General features: G+C 62.7%; 23 protein-coding genes. 11 read left to right on the top strand and 12 right to left on the bottom strand.

Going from position 1 to position 20,880, the window contains the following annotated elements; translation table 11 throughout:
• Window positions 1-82: 82 nt before the first annotated feature.
• The 3 genes from ACIPZG_RS03140 to ACIPZG_RS03130 form a co-directional block, all read right to left on the bottom strand.
• The gene (locus ACIPZG_RS03140; protein ID WP_400710101.1) at window positions 83-691 is read right to left on the bottom strand and encodes a tRNA-uridine aminocarboxypropyltransferase; all 609 of its coding nucleotides are present in this window, start codon (window positions 689-691) and stop codon (window positions 83-85) included.
• Window positions 692-800: 109 nt separating this feature from the next.
• Window positions 801-1,400, bottom strand: a complete 600-nt coding sequence (locus ACIPZG_RS03135; RefSeq protein ID WP_400710099.1) for a tRNA-uridine aminocarboxypropyltransferase — start codon at window positions 1,398-1,400, stop codon at window positions 801-803.
• A 364-nt stretch (window positions 1,401-1,764) separates the two neighbouring features.
• On the bottom strand, window positions 1,765-2,658 hold the full coding sequence (locus tag ACIPZG_RS03130) for a LysR family transcriptional regulator (RefSeq protein ID WP_400641677.1): 894 nt from the start codon (window positions 2,656-2,658) through the stop codon (window positions 1,765-1,767).
• A gap of 223 nt (window positions 2,659-2,881) precedes the next feature.
• On the opposite strand from ACIPZG_RS03130, the gene speB reads away from it, so the two are divergent.
• The gene (gene speB / locus ACIPZG_RS03125) at window positions 2,882-3,832 is read left to right on the top strand and encodes an agmatinase (protein WP_008090804.1); all 951 of its coding nucleotides are present in this window, start codon (window positions 2,882-2,884) and stop codon (window positions 3,830-3,832) included.
• A gap of 216 nt (window positions 3,833-4,048) precedes the next feature.
• Window positions 4,049-5,428, top strand: a complete 1,380-nt coding sequence (locus tag ACIPZG_RS03120; protein WP_400641675.1) for a sodium:solute symporter — start codon at window positions 4,049-4,051, stop codon at window positions 5,426-5,428.
• Between the two features lie 172 nt (window positions 5,429-5,600).
• Here the strand turns inward: ACIPZG_RS03120 and ACIPZG_RS03115 are convergent, their stop codons facing one another.
• The gene (locus ACIPZG_RS03115) at window positions 5,601-5,729 is read right to left on the bottom strand and encodes a PA1414 family protein (RefSeq protein WP_008090807.1); all 129 of its coding nucleotides are present in this window, start codon (window positions 5,727-5,729) and stop codon (window positions 5,601-5,603) included.
• A gap of 124 nt (window positions 5,730-5,853) precedes the next feature.
• Window positions 5,854-6,747, bottom strand: a complete 894-nt coding sequence (locus tag ACIPZG_RS03110; RefSeq protein ID WP_008090809.1) for a putrescine utilization regulator PtrR — start codon at window positions 6,745-6,747, stop codon at window positions 5,854-5,856.
• A gap of 107 nt (window positions 6,748-6,854) precedes the next feature.
• Between ACIPZG_RS03110 and ACIPZG_RS03105 the strand changes: the two genes are divergently transcribed.
• A complete protein-coding gene (locus ACIPZG_RS03105) occupies window positions 6,855-8,027 on the top strand; it encodes an MFS transporter (RefSeq protein WP_400710095.1) in 1,173 nt (390 codons plus the stop codon).
• Between the two features lie 54 nt (window positions 8,028-8,081).
• Here ACIPZG_RS03105 and ACIPZG_RS03100 read toward each other — a convergent pair whose 3' ends face one another.
• Entirely contained in the window at window positions 8,082-9,008 is a 927-nt protein-coding gene (locus ACIPZG_RS03100; protein ID WP_400710092.1) for a DMT family transporter, read from the bottom strand.
• 105 nt (window positions 9,009-9,113) lie between these two features.
• Window positions 9,114-9,509, bottom strand: coding sequence for a transcriptional regulator (locus tag ACIPZG_RS03095; RefSeq protein ID WP_400710089.1), 396 nt, complete (start codon window positions 9,507-9,509; stop codon window positions 9,114-9,116).
• A 141-nt stretch (window positions 9,510-9,650) separates the two neighbouring features.
• Between ACIPZG_RS03095 and ACIPZG_RS03090 the strand changes: the two genes are divergently transcribed.
• From ACIPZG_RS03090 to ACIPZG_RS03080, 3 genes are all read left to right on the top strand, one after another.
• The gene (locus tag ACIPZG_RS03090; protein ID WP_400710086.1) at window positions 9,651-9,953 is read left to right on the top strand and encodes a type II toxin-antitoxin system RelE/ParE family toxin; all 303 of its coding nucleotides are present in this window, start codon (window positions 9,651-9,653) and stop codon (window positions 9,951-9,953) included.
• Complete coding sequence (locus tag ACIPZG_RS03085; RefSeq protein ID WP_400710083.1) at window positions 9,946-10,239, top strand: addiction module antidote protein; 294 nt, start codon at window positions 9,946-9,948, stop codon at window positions 10,237-10,239. Before ACIPZG_RS03090 ends, ACIPZG_RS03085 begins: the two co-directional genes overlap by 8 nt.
• A gap of 79 nt (window positions 10,240-10,318) precedes the next feature.
• The gene (locus ACIPZG_RS03080; protein WP_400710080.1) at window positions 10,319-10,591 is read left to right on the top strand and encodes a hypothetical protein; all 273 of its coding nucleotides are present in this window, start codon (window positions 10,319-10,321) and stop codon (window positions 10,589-10,591) included.
• 116 nt (window positions 10,592-10,707) lie between these two features.
• On the opposite strand, the gene ACIPZG_RS03075 is transcribed toward ACIPZG_RS03080, so the two are convergent.
• A complete protein-coding gene (locus ACIPZG_RS03075; protein ID WP_400710076.1) occupies window positions 10,708-12,030 on the bottom strand; it encodes a DEAD/DEAH box helicase in 1,323 nt (440 codons plus the stop codon).
• Window positions 12,031-12,174: 144 nt separating this feature from the next.
• Here ACIPZG_RS03075 and ACIPZG_RS03070 point away from each other — a divergent pair, with 144 nt between their 5' ends.
• Entirely contained in the window at window positions 12,175-13,461 is a 1,287-nt protein-coding gene (locus ACIPZG_RS03070; RefSeq protein ID WP_400710073.1) for a mechanosensitive ion channel family protein, read from the top strand.
• 114 nt (window positions 13,462-13,575) lie between these two features.
• On the opposite strand, the gene ACIPZG_RS03065 is transcribed toward ACIPZG_RS03070, so the two are convergent.
• From ACIPZG_RS03065 to ACIPZG_RS03050, 4 genes are all read right to left on the bottom strand, one after another.
• Window positions 13,576-14,511 (bottom strand): AEC family transporter, encoded by a 936-nt coding sequence (locus ACIPZG_RS03065; protein WP_400710070.1) that lies wholly within the window; start codon window positions 14,509-14,511, stop codon window positions 13,576-13,578.
• Between the two features lies 1 nt (window position 14,512).
• Entirely contained in the window at window positions 14,513-15,388 is an 876-nt protein-coding gene (locus tag ACIPZG_RS03060) for a carboxylate/amino acid/amine transporter (RefSeq protein WP_008091714.1), read from the bottom strand.
• Window positions 15,389-15,607: 219 nt separating this feature from the next.
• Complete coding sequence (locus ACIPZG_RS03055; protein ID WP_008098960.1) at window positions 15,608-16,207, bottom strand: FMN-dependent NADH-azoreductase; 600 nt, start codon at window positions 16,205-16,207, stop codon at window positions 15,608-15,610.
• A gap of 109 nt (window positions 16,208-16,316) precedes the next feature.
• Window positions 16,317-16,631, bottom strand: coding sequence for a hypothetical protein (locus tag ACIPZG_RS03050; RefSeq protein ID WP_008098958.1), 315 nt, complete (start codon window positions 16,629-16,631; stop codon window positions 16,317-16,319).
• A gap of 48 nt (window positions 16,632-16,679) precedes the next feature.
• Here ACIPZG_RS03050 and ACIPZG_RS03045 point away from each other — a divergent pair, with 48 nt between their 5' ends.
• The 4 genes from ACIPZG_RS03045 to ACIPZG_RS03030 all read left to right on the top strand — a co-directional run bounded on the left by ACIPZG_RS03045 (window position 16,680) and on the right by ACIPZG_RS03030 (window position 20,875).
• Complete coding sequence (locus ACIPZG_RS03045) at window positions 16,680-17,603, top strand: LysR family transcriptional regulator (protein ID WP_008098956.1); 924 nt, start codon at window positions 16,680-16,682, stop codon at window positions 17,601-17,603.
• Between the two features lie 13 nt (window positions 17,604-17,616).
• A complete protein-coding gene (locus tag ACIPZG_RS03040) occupies window positions 17,617-18,429 on the top strand; it encodes an alpha/beta fold hydrolase (RefSeq protein WP_400710067.1) in 813 nt (270 codons plus the stop codon).
• Entirely contained in the window at window positions 18,423-18,980 is a 558-nt protein-coding gene (locus ACIPZG_RS03035) for a peptidylprolyl isomerase (RefSeq protein ID WP_400641653.1), read from the top strand. The genes ACIPZG_RS03040 and ACIPZG_RS03035 overlap by 7 nt, the downstream gene beginning before the upstream one ends.
• 62 nt (window positions 18,981-19,042) lie before the next feature.
• Window positions 19,043-20,875, top strand: a complete 1,833-nt coding sequence (locus ACIPZG_RS03030) for an ABC transporter ATP-binding protein (protein WP_400710064.1) — start codon at window positions 19,043-19,045, stop codon at window positions 20,873-20,875.
• Window positions 20,876-20,880 lie beyond the last annotated feature (5 nt).

The following is a 20,880-nucleotide window of genomic DNA, read 5'->3' as shown; positions in this document are numbered from 1 at the left end:
TATCGCCGGCAAGCCGGCTCCCACAGGTTCACCGCGGTTCGCGAGAACGGCGCTGTACCTGTGGGAGCCGGCTTGCCGGCGATTAGGCCGTACCAGATTCGCCATGATTTCGTTCGAACGTTTCTATTCCCATGGCTCTGATCTGCCCCTCGATCAACGCTTCGAATGGCCGTAGCAACTCATCGAAACACGCCGGTTGTTCCAGCACATTCAACGCCTGCACCACAGCTTCGATGGTAGAAAGCGCCTCTGGCGCCGGCGCCTTGCGCAAGCGATAGCGTGACGGTTGCTTTACTTGCAGCATCATTCTGGGCAATGCCTGCAGTTGCGGATTCAACTGCAGCAATTTGCGCGCAGTACGCCAGGTGCCGTCTGGCACGATGAGCAGCAGCGGCAGGTCTTCGGCAGGGGGAGCGCTACTGAGTATCTGCGCCTGATCACCAGGAAATAGCACAACCGGCTGATAACCGGGGGTTGCCAGCCAGCGGTCAAGTTGCTCGAACACCACACCAACGTGCAATTGGGCGTTGGCGAGGCCCAAGGCAGCCAGATGGGCGGTATTCAAAGCATGGGACTTTTCCCTGATATGTTGCAGGATCAACACCCGGGTACGGCTGTCGAGGTTAGGCACATGGGCACACAAGCAATGGGCACGCGGTCGCTTGCAGCGCTCGCAACGGGAACTGGGCATCGACTCTTCCTTGGCAAGGGCAAAGAGTCGAACCTACTGATGCCAGAGCTACCTTGCTGCCGGAAAAGACCTGCAGGGCACCGGAACAAGTGAACATCCATACTCTGGATCAGTTGTCCCCATGGTTACGCTTGAATGTCTCTTCTCCCATGGCCGCGATCTGCGTCTCGATCAGCGCTTCGAATGGCCGCAGCAAGTGGTCGAAATTCACCGGTTGCTCCAATACATTCAACGCCTGCACCACCGCCTCGATGGTTGACACCGCCCCCGGCTCCGGCGCCTTGCGCAGGCGGTAGCGTGACGGTGCGATCTGCGCCAGCGTGACCCTCGGCAGCGCCTCCAGCAACGGATTCACGTACAACAATTTACGCGCTTTGCGCCAGGTGCCGTCGGGGACGATCAATAGCAATGGCGTGTCGTCCGCTTCGCCATAGGCCGTCAGTACTTGGGCGTGATCGCCCGGGAACAGCAGCACAGGCCGATAACCTGGCGTGGCCAGCAGCTCGCCGAGGTCTTCGAACACTTCGCCGATGCGCAACTCGGCATTCACCAGGCCAAGTGCGGCCAGGCGGGCGGTATTCAGGGCATGGGCGGTTTCACTGGGGTGCTGCAGCAGGACGACGCGGGTGCGGCTGTCGAGCGAGGGGATCAGTGGGCAGAGGCAGTGGTCGAGCGGGCGCTGGCAGCGCTCGCAGCGGGGTCTTGGCATGGGGTTCTCCTTACCCGGCGCAGTTTGCCACAGAGCGGGGGGCTGCGGGGTTCGGCTCGAATGCGGTGTCGCCTATCAGACCGAGCGCCGCCCGCGCGGCGCATCGCGGATAAATCCGCTCCTACATTTGTTGCAACGTGCCATGGCCTGTCAGGCCATGGTTGTCCGCCTTTGGCGCCCGACGCAAAATCGCGGTGAGCCCCGTGCCAACCCAAAAATCGCGTCGAACCAACAAGGCTGGCAACCATGGCCCATCAGACATAGGTACGTTGCAACAAATGTAGGAGCGGATTTATCCGCGATGCGCCGCGCGGGCGGCGCTCGATCTAATAGCCGATGCAGACGCAATGCCCCACACAGTGAATCAGCCAACATTGAGCTGGCTTTTCAGCAGATCGCGAAAGGTCTGAATCAACGGTTCACGACTCCGCCCCCGGCGAATGATCAACGAAAATGGCGCCTGATAGCCGAAAGTAGACGGAGAAAGCACCCGCAGATCCCCTTTGTCGACCCAGGCCTGAGCGTAATGTTCGGGCAGGTAGCCAATATAGGCACCCGACAGGATCAGGATCAGCTGCGCCTCCATGCTCTCCACCGTCGCCGCACTGTGCTTGAAGCCATGCCTGGCCAGTTCCGCTTGGCTCCAGTAGCCGCGCCCGACCATGCGCTGCTGGGTCACCACCGGCTCTGGAATACGCCGCTCGACGAACAACGGGTGACGGCTGCTGCAGTACAGCCAGTGCTGCTCACGGTACAGCGGCTGGTAGACCAGACCACTCATGCGTGAGGAGAACGCGCCGATGGCCAGGTCCAGGCGGTTGTCCTGCACCCCGAGCTGCAGCTCATAGGGGCTGGACACCGACAGGTGCAAGTGCACGGCGGGATGCTCCTGACTGTAGGCCCCGATGGCCTCGGCCAACGGCAGCGCCCGGTCGCCGACCGTCGAGTCGATCACGCCAAGGTTGAGCGTGCCGCGCAACTCGCCCTTGAGCGCTGCGGCGTACTGCTCGAAGCCATCGAGCTCGGCCAGCAGTCGCAAGGTCTCCTGATGGAACAACTCGCCCTTGCTGGTCAGGCTGAAACCGCCGCGCCCGCGATGGCACAGGACAATGCCCAGCGCGCCTTCGAGCTGGCTCATGTAGGTGCTGATGGCCGACGTCGACAGGTTGAGCTCGCGCTGTGCATTGGCGAAGCCCTGGTGGCGCACCACGCTGATGAAGATGCGCAGCAGTTTCAGGTCGGGCAAGGTCGAGGCCATGGTGCAACGGTTCCGCAGGAGTATTTTCGCGCAGTCTAACCGCTACGACGGCCTTTAGTTTAGAAATTCCTGAAGTAAGTATTTGCCGGTAGCGATTTTTCCCGGGCACTACCTTCAGCAGACTTGGCCGAAATGTCCCTGCCCGCCGGCAAAACCCCACTCAAGGCGCGCGGCGGCACAGGTTCGAACAAACAAAACAATCGACCGACTGATGAGGCCCACCGTGGACAAAGTTCTCCACCAACCACTGGGCGGCAACGAAATGCCGCGTTTCGGCGGCATCGCCACCATGCTCCGTCTCCCCCACCTGCAAAGTGCCCAAGGCCTGGACGCCGCGTTCATCGGCGTGCCCCTGGACATCGGCACCTCGCTGCGCTCTGGCACCCGTTTCGGCCCACGGCAGATCCGCGCCGAATCGGTGATGATCCGCCCTTACAACATGGCCACCGGTGCCGCGCCCTTCGATTCGCTGTCGGTCGCCGACATCGGTGACGTGGCGATCAACACCTTCAACCTGCTTGACGCCGTGCGCATCATCGAAGAAGCCTACGACGAGATCGTCGAGCACAACGTCATCCCCATGACCCTGGGTGGCGACCACACCATCACCCTGCCGATCCTGCGCGCCCTGCACAAAAAGCACGGCAAGATCGGCCTGGTGCACATCGACGCCCACGCCGACGTCAACGACCACATGTTCGGCGAGAAGATCGCCCACGGCACCACCTTCCGTCGCGCCGTGGAAGAAGGCCTGCTCGATTGCGACCGCGTGGTGCAGATCGGCCTGCGTGCACAGGGCTATACCGCCGACGACTTCAACTGGAGCCGTCGCCAGGGCTTCCGCGTGGTCCAGGCCGAAGAGTGCTGGCACAAGTCGCTGGAGCCCCTGATGGCCGAAGTGCGTGAAAAAGTCGGTGGCGGCCCGGTGTACCTGTCGTTCGACATCGACGGTATCGACCCGGCCTGGGCCCCAGGCACCGGCACTCCGGAAATCGGCGGCTTGACCACCATCCAGGCGATGGAGATCATTCGCGGCTGCCACGGCCTGGACCTGATCGGCTGTGACCTGGTCGAAGTCTCCCCGCCTTACGACACCACCGGCAACACCTCGCTGCTCGGTGCCAACCTGTTGTTCGAAATGCTCTGCGTGCTGCCAGGCGTGGTGCGCCGCTGACCCCTGAGAGGCGTCGCTGGCAAGCCAGCTCCCGCACACCCTGTGGGAGCCGGCTTGCCGGCGATGCAGCCAATGCGTTGCGGCAGAAGTAATACCCTGGCAGGAGCCATCTGGGAGGGCCACTGAGGCCCGCCAACACAAGACTAGGCCGACGGGCGCCGTGAACACGCCTGCGCGGTCGATCTCGCCATAATAAAGATAATCGGGAGACCCCCAATGGCCTTGGACATCATCGTTGTAATGATCTATACCGCCGGCATGCTCGGGCTCGGCTGGTATGGCATGCGCCGCGCGAAAACCCACGAGGACTACCTGGTGGCTGGGCGCAATCTGGGCCCGACCCTGTACATGGGCACCATGGCCACCACCGTGCTCGGCGGCGCCTCCACCGTCGGCACCGTACGCCTGGGCTACGTCCACGGCATCTCCGGCTTCTGGCTCTGCGCGGCCCTGGGCCTGGGCATCATCGCCCTCAACCTGTTCCTCGCAAAACCCCTGCTGCGCCTGAAGATCTTCACCGTGACCCAGGTGCTGGAGCGTCGCTACAACCCCATGGCGCGCCAGGCCAGCGCAGCGATCATGCTGGCCTACGCGCTGATGATCGGGGTCACCTCGACCCTGGCCATGGCAACCGTACTGCAAGTGCTGCTGGACCTGCCTTTCTGGATGTCGTTGCTGCTCGGCGGCGGCGTGGTGGTGGTGTACTCGACCATCGGCGGCATGTGGTCGCTGACCCTCACCGACATCGTCCAGTTCGTGATCAAGACCGTGGGCCTGATGTTCATCCTGCTGCCGGTGTGCCTGTACAACGCCGGAGGCTGGGACACCCTGGTCGCCAAGCTGCCAGCGGCCAGCTTCAGCTGGACCACCATCGGCTGGGACACCATCATCACCTACTTCCTGATCTACTTCTTCGGCATCCTGATCGGCCAGGACATCTGGCAGCGGGTGTTTACCGCCCGTGACGAGAAGGTCTGCCAGCGCGCCGGCACCACCGCCGGTGTGTACTGCGTGCTGTACGGTCTGGCCTGCGCCCTGATCGGCATGGCTGCCCACGTGCTGATGCCGGATCTGGCCAACCCGAACAACGCCTTCGCCGAGATGATCAAGAGCCAGTTGCCTGACGGCATCCGCGGCCTGCTGATGGCCGCGGCCCTGGCGGCGATGATGTCGACCGCCAGTGCCGGCCTGCTGGCCGCCTCGACCACCATCACCGAAGACCTGCTGCCCAAGCTGCGGGGTGGCAAGCAATCGAGCCTGGGCGTCAGCCGCCTGTTCACCCTGCTCACCGGTCTGGTGGTGCTGGGTATCGCCCTGGCGGTGAACGATGTGATCAGCGCCCTGACCCTGGCCTACAACCTGCTGGTTGGCGGCATGCTGATCCCGCTGATCGGTGCAATCTTCTGGAAGCGCGCGACCACCGCAGGGGCCATCGCCAGCATGTCGCTGGGCTTTGCCACCGCGCTGCTGTTCATGTTCAAGGATGGGCTGGATGCCAATACGCCGATCTACTACAGCCTGGCGGTCGGACTGGTGAGCTTTGTCATGGTGAGCCTGCTGTCGCGCAAGCCACTGGCTGAGCTGAAACTGGCCTGATCACAGGCCCCATCGCCGGCAAGCCGGCTCCCACAGGTACAGCACTCATCTCGAGGGCAGTGCCATCCCTGTGGGAGCCAGCTTGCCGGCGAGAGGCCGGTGCAAGCAACCTATAATCCGAGAGCAACAAAAAGGCCGCGGCATCAACACTGATGCGGCGGCCTTTTGCTTTTCAGCGGCGACGCGGCTGACGCCGGCGCTGCTCTTCATCAGTCGGGATCGGCACCGGCTGCAGGGGTGGTGGAATCAGCCCCAGCGCGACAGCCAAGTCATGGAGCCAGTTGAACATTTGGTTTTTCATAGTGCCCCCTTGACGGGTCAGCCTCACGGTCAATCAATCCTGCGATGTTTCATACAGATCATAGCCCGATGTCCTGTATTACGCATGCCCTAGTTCCTACAGATATGGCCGAGTTTGACCCGGATCAAGCGGAAACGGCGCATTCCGACGACTGGTTAATCGTTTCGCTTTGTTGCAAATCGACCCACGCCTGCAAATTCGCCCCGCGCATACCCTGGCGCCACATCAACCAGGTTTGCGCCTGATCGAACGGCGCTTGCAGGCGGTGAGCCCGCACCCGGTCACGCCCCGGCAGGCTGTCGAGCATCGATTGCGCCATCAGGGCCACGCCCGCGCCGGCGATGACGCAGGCCAGCATGCTCTGGTATGACTCGATTTCCATCACCCTGCCCATGGGCGTGTGCGCATGGGCATACCAGGCCTCCAGGCGCATCCGGTAGGAACAGCCCTGGCGAAACGTGAACACGGCTTTGCCGGCCACATCCCGGGCACTGTGGACCGCTGGGTGTTCAGGGCTGGTGATCAGCACCAGTACCTCGTCGCACAGCAGCACACCATCGAGCCCGGCCAGGCTCGGCGGGCCATCCACCAAGGCCGCATCCAGGCGATGGCCGAGCAGGCCTTCGAGCAGCTCGCCGCTGGGCGCCGCCTGCACTTGCAGGTTCACCGCCGGGTAGGCCTGATGATAGCGGGCCAGCAGCGCCGGGAGGTGGATGGCCGCCGTGCTGTACATGGTGCCCAACACGAAATCGCCGGCCGGCTGGCCACCCTGCACGGCCGCCATCGCTTCATCACGCAGCGCCGCCAGGCGGTTGGCGTAATCCAGCAGCACCTTGCCCGCAGGCGACAACTGCAGGCGCTGGCGTTCGCGCACGAACAGTTCGACACCCAGTTGCTCCTCCAGCTGACGCAGGCGCGTCGACAGGTTCGACGGTACCCGGTGCAAGCGTTCGGCCGCTCGGGTCACCGAACCTTCTTCGGCGACGGCCTGAAAGATGCGCAGTTGGCTGAATTCCATGTTGTTCTCCAAAACAGAATAACTTGATCATCATTATTCAATTTTATTGAAAGTCAATCCGCCCTAACCTGCCATCCATCGCTTACCGTTTCCCGCAGGAGTGCCCCATGTCGCCGCTCGTACAACTGCTCGCCAGCGCCGTGGCCCTGATGATGGCCATGGGCATCGGCCGCTTTGCCCTCACCCCGCAACTGCCGCAACTGATCGCCGAAGGCCAGTTCGACTTGACCGCCGCCGGCCTGGTGGCAGCAGCCAACTACCTGGGTTACTTCCTTGGCGCGGCGGACGCCATGTTCGCCCGCAGGCCGAACCAGGTCAGGCTGCGCCTGCACGGCGGGCTGTGGCTGTGCGTGCTGCTGACCCTGGCCTCATGGCTGGCCGACGGCTTCTGGAGCCACCTGCTGCTGCGCTTTGGCACCGGTGTGGCCAGCGCCTGGGTGTTGGTGATGATCACCAGCCTCAGCCAGCAGATAGCCAATGCCAGCAACCGTCAGCGCCTGGGTGCCCTGGTGTTCGCAGGGCCCGGCCTGGGCATCGCCCTCACGGGTCTGCTGGCGCTGGCTGCGCACCTGCTGGGGCTGAGTTCAGCGGCGTTGTGGCTGGTGTATGCGGTGGCCGCGCTGGTCATGCTGCTGGCCGTGCGCCCGTGGTTGCCGCGCGCGCTGGAGCCCGCCGTAGTCCCGAGCACCGTGCAAGCGGGCTCGACGCGCAGCGTCGGTATCGGCCGCCTCGGCCTGGTGTATGCCTTGTATGGCGTGGGCTACATCCTGCCGGCCACGTTCCTGTCGCAGATGGCCAGCCAGCAGTTCCGGGGCCACTGGATGGCCGACCTGTTCTGGCCGGCCTTCGGTGTAGCGGCTGCGTTGGGCGTGGTGCTGGTCAGTGCGCGGCGTGCGGGTCGCACCTCAGCCTGGCTCACCACCACGCTGTGGTTGCAAGGCCTGGGCGTGCTGGCCTGTCTGATGGGGGGTGGCATTGGCCTGGCCCTGGGCGTGTTGCTCTGCGGAACCCCCTTCCTGGCCTGCATGCAGTTGGTGATGCAGCGCTCACGGGAGATTGCGCCCCATGCGACGCAACGCAATGCCGGGCTGCTGACCGCTTGCTTTGCCCTGGGACAGTTGAGCGGGCCGCTGTTGGCCGCCTTGAGCAACCATTACAGCGGGAGCCTGCAGCCGGCGCTGGTGCTGGCAGCTGCAGGTCTGGGGCTGGCGGGGGTGTTGGTGCTTACGGGGACGCGCAGTGCTCGGGGCTGCCCGGTTGCTGGGCGGGTAGCTTCATGAATCGCGGCGGCCCTATCGCCGGCTTGCCGGCGATAGGGCCGGAACAGACAACCTTTATCCCACAAACCTGCGCAACTGCTGCTTCACCCAGGGCTCCGCGCTCACCAGAACCACCCCCAGCAACACCATCACCGCCCCAAGCACAAAGTTCACGCTCAAAGGCTCATCCAGCAGCAACACACCAAAGGTCACGCCGAACAACGGCGTAATGAACGAAAACACCGCCAGGTTCGAGGCCAGGTACTTGCGCAGCAACCAGAACCAGGTCAGGTAGCTGACGAACGAAACCACGATGCCCTGGAACAGCACACTGCCAATCGCCAAGGGCGTCCACGACACCTGGTCGATCTGTCCGCTGAGCAGGGCAATCAGCAGCAACCCGACAAAACCCACCGCCAACTGGTAGAACAGGGTCAGGGTCGCCGGTGCCTCGGACAATCGCGAGCCGCGCACCACCACCGTCGTCGCGCCCCAGGCCAAGCCGGCCAGTACACCAAAGGCATCACCGAGCAGCATGCGCCCATCCATGTCCTCGAACGACATGCCGCCGGCAAACGCCGTGGCAATCCCGCCAAACGCCAGCAATATGCCCAGCCATTGCAGCAAGCGCAGGCGCTCGCTGGGCAACATGAAGTGCAGCCCGAGTGCCGTGAACACCGGTGCGGTGTAGAGGAACACCGACATGTGCGCAGCCGATGTCAGCTTCAGCCCCTCGGCAATGAACAGAAATTCAATACCAAACAGCCCGCCGGCCAGCAGGCCGCCACGCCATGTCGTGCTCACCTGCCCCCAGCCACCGCGCCAGCAGATCACCCCACCTACCAGTACCGCTGCCAGGCAGTTGCGCAGGGCCGCCTGCATCACCGGTGCGATATCGACGGCGGCCGTCTTGATCAAGACCTGTTGGCAGCCCCAGATCAGACACAGCCCCAGCATGACTTGAAAGGCAAAGGCATCGGGGTTCTTGCGGGCCGCGCTCATGGGCGGCCCTCCAGGGTGATCGATGGCATGGCAAAGGCTCGGCAGTTTTCAAGAAGGACCGATTATCGGTTTTCCTGGACCACCCTTGCCAGCCTCAAAACGACCTCAAGCGATTTGTGCCTTGGCGGACACCCGATCAAACGTGGCTTCGTCCAGGGCATCTTCCTGCTCGTCCAGCACCTGGCGCGGGTGCTCGAACCCGGGGATGCTGCTGTCGAGCAGGCTAAGCAACCGCGAACCGCGCTCGGTGAGCACGAAGTTTTCACCCGTGCCGCCATCCTCCGGCGACCGACTGTCGATGAAGCCGCGTTCGAACAGCAGCTTCTCGTATTCGCAAGCACGGGTTTTCAGATGGTCGATGTCACCCACCGGCTGCCCCTTGGCGGCCAGCGCCGCAGCGTGCTGCTCGGCATAGGGGCGCGGCGTGAAGTTGTGACCAGCGCCGTTCTGCACTTCGTGCAGCAAGCGCTCGATCAGGTCCCAGTCGTAGGTGATGCTCATGGCGATGGCCTCTTGCTGTGGACGAATGGGGTACACAGCTTGGGACCTGTCGGTGGTCGATAGCGTTCAGATTGCATGCAGCAACAGGAAGAAATCATTTGCGGCATGCTTAACCTGTAGTTTATAAACTACATTCGGCCGATGAAGAAAATCGAATCCAGTAGTTTCAGGAATTGGCTGATCGGACTTCGTGATGCCTCAGCGAGGGTCAGGATCATCGCTCGCATCAACCGCTTGATGGAGGGCCTGCCAGGGGATGTATCTCCGGTTGGCCATGGCGTAAGTGAGCTTAGGATTCACTATGGTCCGGGCTACCGCGTGTATTTTCACCAATCGGGGGATACGTTGGTGATTCTGCTTTGCGGCGGAGACAAGGGCAGCCAGCAACGAGACATCAAGGCAGCCCACCAAATTCTGCGTTCGTGGAGGATGCAAAATGACTGAAACGTTCCATGAATTCGATGCTGCACAGTACCTCACTACGCCTGAAGCTATTGCGCAGTTCATGACTGACGCCCTGGAAACGGGCGATGCCACCTATGTGGCCAAAGCCGTAGGCGTCGTAGCACGCGCCAAAGGTATGGCAGAGCTGGCTAAAGAGACTGGGCTTTCGCGTGAACAGCTTTATCGCTCCTTCAGCCAACACGGCAACCCAACGCTGAAGTCGTTTCTTGCTGTAATGAAAGCGCTCGGAATAGACATGGCTGCCAAACCTCACCTTGCCCACTAGTGCTCCACCGGTCACTGGCACTGAACTTCACGTGCTTAGCGCGCCTCCATCAGGCATAACCCCGTCGGAGGTAGTAAGGATGAAATCGCTGCTGCGTATCGCCTGTGCCACTGCCCTGTTCTGCGCCCTGCCCGCCTGGGCTTGCACGCCAGAAGAGGCCACCCAGAAACGTGAAGAGCTGGCCGGGCTGGTAAGCCAGTTGACCGAGCAGAACCCGCAGAAAGCCAAGGAGATCAATGATGAGCTCCAGGGGATGGAGTTGGGGACAGCGAGCAAAGACTTGCCCGACAAGTGTCAGCTGATCGACAAACGGATCAAGGAACTGAAGACAGCGGAGAAAAAGGCTGATTGATGGATTGCTGTGGCGAGCCTATCGCCGGCAAGCCGGCTCCCACAGGACACCACACGTTTCGAATACTGTGGCGTACCTGTGGGAGCCGGCTTGCCGGCGATAGGGCCTAAAGCTGATTACTCAGCCGCAGGCTTGCGCTTCTTCAGCGGTGCCAGGCCGTCGGAGCTGGCCAGTGGTGCATTGGCCTTCGGCTTGGCGGTAGGCTTGCGCTTGACTGCGGTCTTCTTGTCGCCGCCCTTCTTCTCGACCTTTTTCTTCTTGGTGCCGACAGCCTTGCCCGACGCCTTGACCTTCTTCGGCCCGTTGTAGGTGCCTTTGACTTCCTTGATCACCCGGCGCTCGAACTGCTGCTTGAGGTAGCGTTCGATGCTGGACATCAGGTTCCAGTCGTTGTGGGTGATCAGCGAAATCGCCAGACCTTCGCCACCCGCACGGCCCGTACGGCCGATACGGTGCACATACTCGTCGCCGCTGCGCGGCATGTCGAAGTTGATGACCAGGTCCAGGCCGTCGATGTCCAGGCCACGGGCCGCCACATCGGTGGCCACCAGCACCTTGGAGCTGCCTTGCTTGAAGCGCTCGATCGCCAGTTTGCGGTCTTTCTGGTCCTTCTCGCCGTGCAGGACGAAGGCCTTCACATCCTTGGCGACCAGGTGGCCGTAGATGCGGTCAGCCAGGGCGCGGGTGTTGGTGAAGATGATCGCCTTGTCGAAGGTTTCATTGGCCAGCAGCCACTGCACGATCTGCTCTTTGTGCTGGTCGTGGTCGGCAGTGATGATCTGTTGGCGAGTGCCTTCGGCCAGCTGCGAGACGCTGTTGAGCATGAGGTGCTCAGGGTCTTTCAGTACCTTGCCGATGATGTCGCGCAGGGCCGCACCACCGGTTGTGGCGGAGAACAGCAGGGTCTGCTCACGGTTCTCGCATTCCTTGCACAGGCGCTCCATGTCTTCGGCAAAGCCCATGTCGAGCATACGGTCGGCTTCGTCGAGGATCAGCACCTGCACGTGGGACAGGTCGAGGTTGCCCGCGTTGAGCTGCTCGAGCAGGCGGCCTGGGGTGCCGATCAGCACGTCCGGCACCTTGCGCAGCATGGCGGCCTGCTCCTTGAAGTCTTCACCGCCGGTGACCAGGCCCGCCTTGATGTAGGTGAACTGCGAGAACAGTTGCACTTGCTTGAGGGTCTGCTGGGCCAGTTCGCGGGTCGGCAGCAGGATCAGCGAGCGGATCTCGACGCGCCCGCCTTTCAGGTCGACCAGGCGGTTGAGCAGCGGCAGGACGAAGGCTGCGGTCTTGCCGCTGCCAGTCTGGGCCGTCACACGCAGGTCACGCCCTTGCAGGGCCAAGGGGATGGCCGCGGCCTGCACCGGGGTTGGCTCGACAAATTTAAGCTCGGCCACGGCTTTAAGCAGGCGTTCATGCAGGGCGAATTGGGAGAACACGGAGGTAACCTCAGGCAAGTGCGGGGAAATTCAGTTGCATAGGGTAACGTTTTCTGCCGCAAGAGCCGAATTTCTTTTGGCAACTTTGTCGCCATCCGCGCTCTAATGCCTCCTCGTTTCGCAAGAAAAGACCGTTTCAAGCTTATGGATATGCAAAAAATCTGGCGTGACAGCCTCGACCTGTGGGGCACCCTCGACCAACACCCCATGCTCCACGCCGCTATCGGCCTGGCCGTGCTGCTGCTGATTTCCCTGGTGATCGGCCGCCTGGCGCGCTTCCTGATCCTCCACGGCACCCGCCTGCTGGCTCGCCAGCCGGCGCTCAAATGGCTCGACGACCTGCGCCACAACAAGGTTTTCCACCGCCTGGCGCAGACCACACCCTCACTGGTCATCCAGTTCGGCCTGAAACTGGTGCCGGAGCTGTCCGATACCGCCGATCACTTCCTTGGCAATGTCGCCCTGGCATTCACCCTGTTGTTCATGACCCTGGCGCTGTCGTGCCTGCTCGATGGGCTGCTGGACATCTATGCCCGCACCGAGCACGCCCGCACCCGCTCGATCAAGGGCTATGTGCAGTTGGCCAAGATGATGCTGTGGATCTTCGCCTCGATCGTCATCGTCGCCACCCTGATCGACCGCTCGCCGCTGTTGCTGCTGTCGGGCCTGGGTGCGATGTCGGCGGTGCTGCTGTTGGTGTACAAGGACACCCTGCTGTCGTTCGTCGCCAGCGTGCAGCTGACCAGCAACGACATGCTGCACGTGGGCGACTGGATCGAAATGCCCCAGGTCGGTGCCGATGGCGATGTGGTGGACATCACCCTGCACACGGTGAAGGTGCAGAACTTCGACAAGACCATTGTTTCCATCCCCACCTGGCGCCTGATGAGCGAGTCGTTCCGCAACTACCGCGGCATGCAGCAATCGGGCGGGCGGCGGATCAAGCGCAGCCTGTTCATCGACGCGGCGGGCGTGCGCTTTCTGACCCAGGAAGAGGAACAGCGCCTGGGCCAGGTACGCCTCCTGGGCGACTACCTGGCCACCAAGCGCCAGGAGCTGCAAGCCTGGAACGAGGCACTGGGGCCGCTGCCGGAGCTGGCGGCCAACCGCCGCAAGCTGACCAACATCGGCACCTTCCGTGCCTTTGCCCTGGCCTACCTGAAGAATCACCCCAATGTGCACCAGGGCATGACCTGCATGGTCCGGCAGATGCAGACCACGGCCGAAGGCGTGCCGCTGGAGATCTACTGCTTCACCACCACCACGGTGTGGGCGGATTACGAGCGGATTCAGGGGGATATCTTCGATTACCTGCTGGCGGTGTTGCCGGAGTTTGGCTTGAGCTTGTATCAGCAGCCGAGCGGCAATGACATGCGGGTGGGGTTGGCTGGTCGGATGCCGCGCCGGCTTGAGGAATTGAGCGAGGCTTGAGATTGCCGGGGCCGCTTTGCGGCCCTTTCGCGACACAAGGCCGCTCCTACAGGGGGGCGCGTTCGTCTGTAGGAGCGGCCTTGTGTCGCGAAAGGGCTGCGCAGCAGCCCCCAATCACCCCGCATACCCGAGCAAGTACAACAACCCAGTCAAAGTCCCCAACGAAGCCACGGTCGACAACAGAATCGTCCGCGAGATCAGCCCCGCCTCCCTGTTGTAATACTCCGCCAACATGAACGGCCCAGTCCCGGTCGGCAGCGCCGCCAGCAGCACCGCCGACGCCGCCCACATGGTCGGCAGGCTGAACACCTTGAACGCCAGCACCCAGGTCAGCGCCGGCTGCCCCACCAGCTTCATGGCCACCAACGGCCAAGGGCTGGCCTGCGCGCCAGTACGCTTCTCTGCCAGAAATGCTCCCAACGACACCAACGCGCAAGGCGTGGTGGCCAGCGCCAGCATGTCGAGAAAATGCATCACCGGCTCCGCCAGCCCCAGCCCGGACACAGCCCAGGCCGCCCCCACCAGCGGCGAGATCACCAGTGGGTTCTTCGCCAGCGCCTTGCCCACCACGACAACCGCGCGCCCAATCTGCCGCTCTTCCTGCAAGCCGATCTCGATCAATGTCAGGGAAATCGCGAACACCAGGCAGACCACGAGCAACGAAGAGATCAGCGCCGGCTGCAGGCCCGGCTGGCCAAACAGCAGCAGGCACAGCGGAATGCCTATGTAACCGGTATTGGCATACCCCGCACTGAGCCCATCGATACTTGCCGCGACCAGGCCGTGACCACCGTGCAGGCGCCAGGCCAGGATGACCACGAACATCGCCAGCGCCCCCGTGCCGAACGCCACGATGAAGCCGGGGTGCCAGATCTCGCTCCAGGTCGCGGTGGCCGTCACCTTGAACAACAACGCCGGCAAGCACAGCCACACCACCATCTTGTTGATCTCGGCAGCGGCCTTGTCGCCAAGCTTGTTGGCGCGGCGGCACAGGTAGCCGACCAGGATCAGGGCAAAGATCGGTGCGACGATGACGAAGATGGTATGCATGTCAGGCCTTGCGCGTCAGTGGCGCCTCGGCACGGTTGCCCAGGCGGCTCAGCCAGACCGACGCCAGAATGATCGCACCACCGATGAACAGCCGCCCCAGTGGCTCGTGCTGATTCCAGATCAGCAAGTTGAGCAGCAAGCCCACAGGCACGTGCAGGTTGTTCATCACCGCCAGCGTGCCGCCGGAAACCAGGCAGGCGCCCTTGTTCCACCAGTACAAGCCCAGCGCCGTCGGGCAAAGGCCGAGGAACAACAGCACCAGCCACTGCACGTCGGTGCTCGGCAGATGCTGGGTGTTGCCGAACAGCAAGAAGGCCGGCAGCACGACGATCAACGCACCCAGGTAGAAGTAGCCGAAGCGTTTGTAGTGCGGCAGGTCGCTGGGGTGGCGGGCGACCAAGTGGCGGTACAGCACCTGGCCAGCGGCATAGGTGAAGTTGGCCAGTTGCAGCAGCAGGAAGCCGATGAAGAAGTCGCCGCTGATGCTGTCGAAGCGGATCACTGCGGCGCCTGCCACCGCGACCAGGGCGGCGAGCAGTGCCCAGGGGTTGAAGCGCCGGTTGAGGGCATCCTCGATCAACGTCACATGCAACGGCGTGAGGATGGTGAACAGCAGCACTTCCGGCACCGTCAACACGCGGAAGCTCAGGTACAGGCAGACATAGGTGATGCCGTACTGCAACGCACCGATCAACAGCATCGAGCGCATGAAGCGTGGCTCGACCTGACGCCAGCGGGTCAGCGGCAGGAACACCAGGCCGGCCAGCAGCACGCGTGCGAGGACGGCGAAATAGCTGTCGACGTGCCCGGCGAGGTACTCGCCGATCAGGCTGAAGGAAAACGCCTGGATCAGCGCGACGATAATCAGGTAGCCCATGGTTGCCTCTCGTGGATCAAGGCGGCGACCTTAGCGGGTTGCGGGGGCTGTGTTCAACCATGAGGAATGTGGGGGCTGATCTGGCCCTATCGCCGGCAAGCCGGCTTGCCGGCTTGCCGGCGATCAGGCCCGAACAGGCATAAAAAGCCCGGCCATGCAGGCCGGGCAGGTACACCCAAAGGAGCAAACAAGGTGTCAGGGTTGGGAATTCGTTGAAGCTCAGGCCACCGCAGCCAGCTTGGCCTTGGCCTGGTTGATGCCTTTCTCGTGGAAGTCACCGCTCATGTTCAGGCCTTCGGCATGAATGAAGTTCACATCATGGATGCCGATGAACGCCATCACCTGGCGCAGGTAGGGTTCCTGGTGGTCGCTGGTGGCACCGGCGTGAATGCCGCCACGGGCCGTCAGAACGATCGCGCGCTTGCCAGTGAGCAGGCCTTGCGGACCGGTCGGCGTGTATTTGAAGGTGATGCCGGCGCGCAATACGTGGTCGAGCCAGGCCTTGAGCGTGCTGGGGATGGTGAAGTTGTACATCGGCGCAGCCATCACCAGCACATCGGCGGCCAGCAATTCATCGGTCAGTTCGTTGGAACGGGCCAGGGCATCCAGCTCGGCGGCGCTGCGCTGCTCTTCAGGCTTCATCCAGCCGCCCAGCAAGTTGGCATCCAGGTGCGGCACAGGGGTCACGGCCAGGTCGCGCACGTTGATCTCATCGGCCGGGTGCGCCGCCTGCCACTGCTGAATGAAGTCGCGGGTCAGTTGACGGGATACGGAATCCTGCTGGCGGGCGCTGCTTTCGATGATCAGTACGCGGGACATGGCTGCCTCCATCGGCAAAAAGGGTTGCGATTCGATGGAGGTGAGATTAAGGCTTGACCTATCGATAAAAAAGCGTAAAAAGCGGGTTAAACGTATCGATTAATCCGTTTTATTCGGCTTTGCAGTTCAGCGCGATGCGCAGCTTGATGATCTGCCGGTTGAACTTGGCCGTCACGTCTACGCTCTTGCCGGCCGGTACATTGACCCGCCGCACCCGAGGCGCCTCCGGGCCATTACGGAACATCACCTTGCAGGCCGCCGGCACTTTCCCATAGTTGTTCAGGGTAATGGCACCGATATCGTAGGCGGTATCGTAGGCGGTGTAGTCCAGCTTGACCCCGGTCAGTTCCTTCTCCACGTCGATGGGGTAAGCCATGGCCCCAAGGGGTAGGCACATCAGTATTGCCGCACAACATTTCTTCATGGGGCGTTCTCCTTGAAAGAGCGCAGCTTAGGACAACAGGAGCCAAAGATGAAAGCGCCGCGCGTAACCCTGGATCAGTGGCGAACCCTGCAGGCAGTGGTCGATCACGGTGGGTTTGCCCAGGCTGCCGATGCCCTGCACCGGTCGCAGTCGTCGGTCAGCTATACGGTGGCGCGCATGCAAGAGCAACTGGGCGTACCCCTGCTGCGCATCGACGGGCGCAAGGCCGTGCTCACCGACGCCGGCAACGTGCTGCTGCGCCGCTCGCGGCACCTGGTCAAGCAGGCCAGTCAGCTCGAAGACCTGGCCCACCACATGGAGCAAGGCTGGGAAGCCGAGGTGCGCGTGGTGGTCGATGCCGCCTACCCCAGTGCCCGCCTGGTACGCGCCCTGGCCGCGTTCATGCCGCAGAGCCGCGGCTGCCGGGTGCGCTTGCGTGAGGAAGTGCTGTCCGGCGTCGAGGAAGTGATGCACGAAGGCATAGCTGACCTTGCCATCAGCAGCTACAGCATCGGTGGCTACCTGGGCGCCGAACTGAGCGCGGTGGAATTCGTTGCCGTCGCCCACCCTGAACACAGCCTGCACCGCCTGGGCCGTGAACTGACCTTCCAGGACCTGGAGAGCCAGCTGCAGGTGGTGATCCGCGACTCCGGCCGCGCACAGCCGCGCGATGTCGGCTGGCTCGGCGCCGAGCAGCGCTGGACCGTGGGCAGCCTGGGCACCGCCACCACCTTCGTCAGCAGCGGCCTGGGCTTTGCCTGGTTGCCACGGCACATGATCGAACGCGAGTTGGCCGAAGGCGTGCTCAAACCCTTGCCGCTGGATCAGGGTGGCAGCCGCCACCCACTGTTCTACCTTTATTCGAGCAAGGAAAAGACCCTGGGCCCAGCCACGCAGATTCTCATCGACCTGCTGCGCAATTTCGACACCGCGCCGCTGGACGTGCCCTTCGCAGCCCCCCCACAAGCCTGAGAGGACCTCGACCTTGGCCTATTTCGAACATGAAGGATGCTCGCTGCATTATCAGGAATACGGCCAGGGCGAACCCTTGGTGCTGCTGCATGGCCTGGGCTCCAGCAGCCAGGACTGGGAACTGCAGGTACCCGAGCTGAGCCGCCACTACCGGGTGATCCTGATGGATACGCGTGGCCACGGCCGCTCCGACAAACCCCGCGACGGCTACCAGATCGCCACCTTCAGCGCCGACCTGCTGGCCCTGCTCGAACACCTGCAGACTGGCCCGGTGCATCTGGTGGGCCTGTCCATGGGCGGGATGGTCGGTTTCCAGTTCGCCGTCGACCATCCGCAATGGCTGCGCAGCCTGTGCATCGTCAACAGCGCCCCCGAGGTCAAACGCCGCACCCGCAGCGACTGGGTCTGGTGGGCCAAGCGCTGGGGCATGGCGCGCATCCTGAGCATGGAAACGATCGGCAAGGGCCTGTCCGCGCGCCTGTTTCCCAAGCCTGAACAAACCGATCTGCGGCACAAGATGGCCCAGCGCTGGGCGCGCAACGACAAGCGCGCCTACCTCAAGAGCTTCGACGCCATCGTCGATTGGGGCGTGCTGGAACGCATCGGGCAGATCCACTGTCCCACGCTGGTGATCGCCGCCGACCATGACTACACGCCGGTCAATCTGAAACAGCGCTATGTCGCCCTGATGCCCCAGGCAACGCTAGCGGTCATCGACGATTCCCGGCACGCTACGCCCCTCGATCAACCCGAGGTCTTCAACCAGACCGTGCTGCAATTCCTCGCAGCCGCTTCCACCTCTCAAGGATCTTTGAGCCCATGCTGAAAAAACTCCTGCTCACCGCCTGCTCGGTCGCCTTCGCCACCAGCGTCATGGCTTCCGACAAGACCCCGCACGTACTGCTGGACACCAGCTTCGGCCAGGTCGAAATCGAGCTCAATGCCGAGAAGGCGCCGATCAGTACCAAGAACTTCCTCGAATACGTCGACAGCGGTTTCTACAACAACACCATTTTCCACCGTGTGATCCCGGGCTTCATGGTCCAGGGCGGCGGCTTCACCGAGCAGATGGTGCAGAAACCGACCAACGACCCGATCCGCAACGAAGCCAGCAATGGCCTGCAGAACACCCGCGGCACGCTGTCGATGGCGCGCACCTCCGATCCGAATTCGGCCACCAGCCAGTTCTTCATCAACGTGGCCGACAACGACTTCCTCAACCCGGGCCGTGACCGTGGCTACGCGGTGTTCGGCAAGGTCACCAAGGGCATGGAGGTGGTCGACCAGATCGTCAACTCGCCGACCACCGTCAAGAAAGGCATGCGCGATGTACCGGCCGATCCGGTGTTCATCAAGTCTGCCAAACGCATCGACTGATCGCAGGTTTCACAAGGACGTGAAGCCGCCTGAGGTCGGGTAGCACAGGAGTCTCGTCACCCATGCTGTACCGCCGCTTCGAGCAATTGATCGATATCTTTCGCGACGCCCCGAGCGAATCGCCGCCGACCCAGGTGTGGCCGTTCTACCTGTACTACCTGCGCCAGGTGTGGCCGAGTTTTCTCGCCCTGCTGGTGGTCGGCCTGGGCGCCTCCTTGATCGAAGTGGCGATGTTCAGCTACCTGAGCCGTATCATCGATCTGGCCCAGGGCACCCCCAACGCCGACTTCTTCAGCGAGCACAGCGGTGAGCTGATCTGGATGCTGGTGGTGATCCTGCTGCTGCGGCCGATCTTCTTCGGCCTGCATGACCTCTTGGTGCACCAGACCATCAACCCCGGCATGACCAGCCTGATCCGCTGGCAGAACCACACCTATGTGCTCAAGCAGAGCCTGAACTTCTTCCAGAGCGACTTCGCCGGGCGCATCGCCCAGCGCATCATGCAGACCGGCAACTCGCTGCGCGACTCGGCGGTGCAGGCGGTCGATGCCTTGTGGCATGTGCTGATCTACGCCATCACTTCGCTGGTGCTGTTCGCCGAGGCCGACTGGCGCCTGATGCTGCCCTTGCTGGCGTGGATCGCCGCCTATGTCGCTTCGCTGTTCTACTTCGTGCCCAGGGTCAAGGAACGCTCGGTGATCTCCTCCGATGCACGCTCCAAGCTGATGGGCCGCATCGTCGACGGCTACACCAACATCGCCACCCTCAAGCTGTTCGCCCACACCGACTACGAACAGCAATACGCCCGCGAAGCGATCCGCGAGCAAACCGAAAAAACCCAGCTGGCCTCGCGCGTGGTCACCAGCATGGATGTGGTCATCACCACCCTCAATGGCCTGCTGGTGGTTGCCACCACCGGCCTTGCCCTATGGCTGTGGAGCCAATCGCTGATTACCGTCGGCGCCATTGCCCTGGCCACCGGCCTGGTGATTCGTATCGTCAACATGTCCGGCTGGATCATGTGGGTGGTCAACGGCATCTTCGAGAACATCGGCATGGTCCAGGACGGCCTGCAGACCATCGCCCAGCCGGTCACCGTCACCGACAAACCCCAGGCCCCGCCGCTGAAAGTCAGCCGCGGCGCGGTGCACTTCGATGATGTGGACTTCCATTACGGCAAGGGTGGCAACGTCATCGAAGGGCTGAACCTGAACATCCGCCCGGGCGAAAAGATCGGTCTGATCGGCCCCTCCGGTGCCGGCAAGTCGACGCTGGTCAACCTGCTGCTAAGGCTCTATGACGTGCAGGGTGGGCGCATTCTGATCGACGGGCAGAACATCGCCGAGGTCAGTCAGGCCAGCCTGCGCGCGCAGATCGGCATGATCACCCAGGACACCTCGTTGCTGCACCGCTCGATCCGCGACAACCTGCTCTATGGCCGGCCTGACGCCAGCGAGGCGGCGCTGCATGAAGCCGTGCGCCGTGCGCGGGCCGACGCGTTCATCCCGCTGCTCTCCGATGCCCAGGGGCGCACAGGCTTCGATGCCCATGTCGGCGAGCGCGGGGTCAAGTTGTCAGGTGGTCAGCGCCAGCGCATCGCCATTGCCCGGGTGCTGCTGAAGAATGCGCCGATCCTGGTCATGGACGAGGCCACTTCGGCCCTGGACTCGGAAGTGGAAGCTGCGATCCAGGAAAGCCTGGAAACCCTGATGCAGGGCAAGACGGTGATTGCCATCGCCCACCGGCTGTCGACCATTGCCCGGATGGACCGGCTGGTGGTGCTGGACAAAGGGCATATTGTCGAGAGTGGCAGCCACAGCGAATTGCTGGAACAGCAGGGGTTGTATGCCCGGTTGTGGCATCACCAGACCGGGGGGTTCGTCGGGGTCGACTAACGCCT

This window comes from Pseudomonas sp. NPDC089395 (genome assembly GCF_044749525.1).
Classification (GTDB): domain Bacteria; phylum Pseudomonadota; class Gammaproteobacteria; order Pseudomonadales; family Pseudomonadaceae; genus Aquipseudomonas.
Note: the sequence above shows the minus strand (reverse complement) of the source record. Positions and strands in the feature narration are given on the sequence as shown.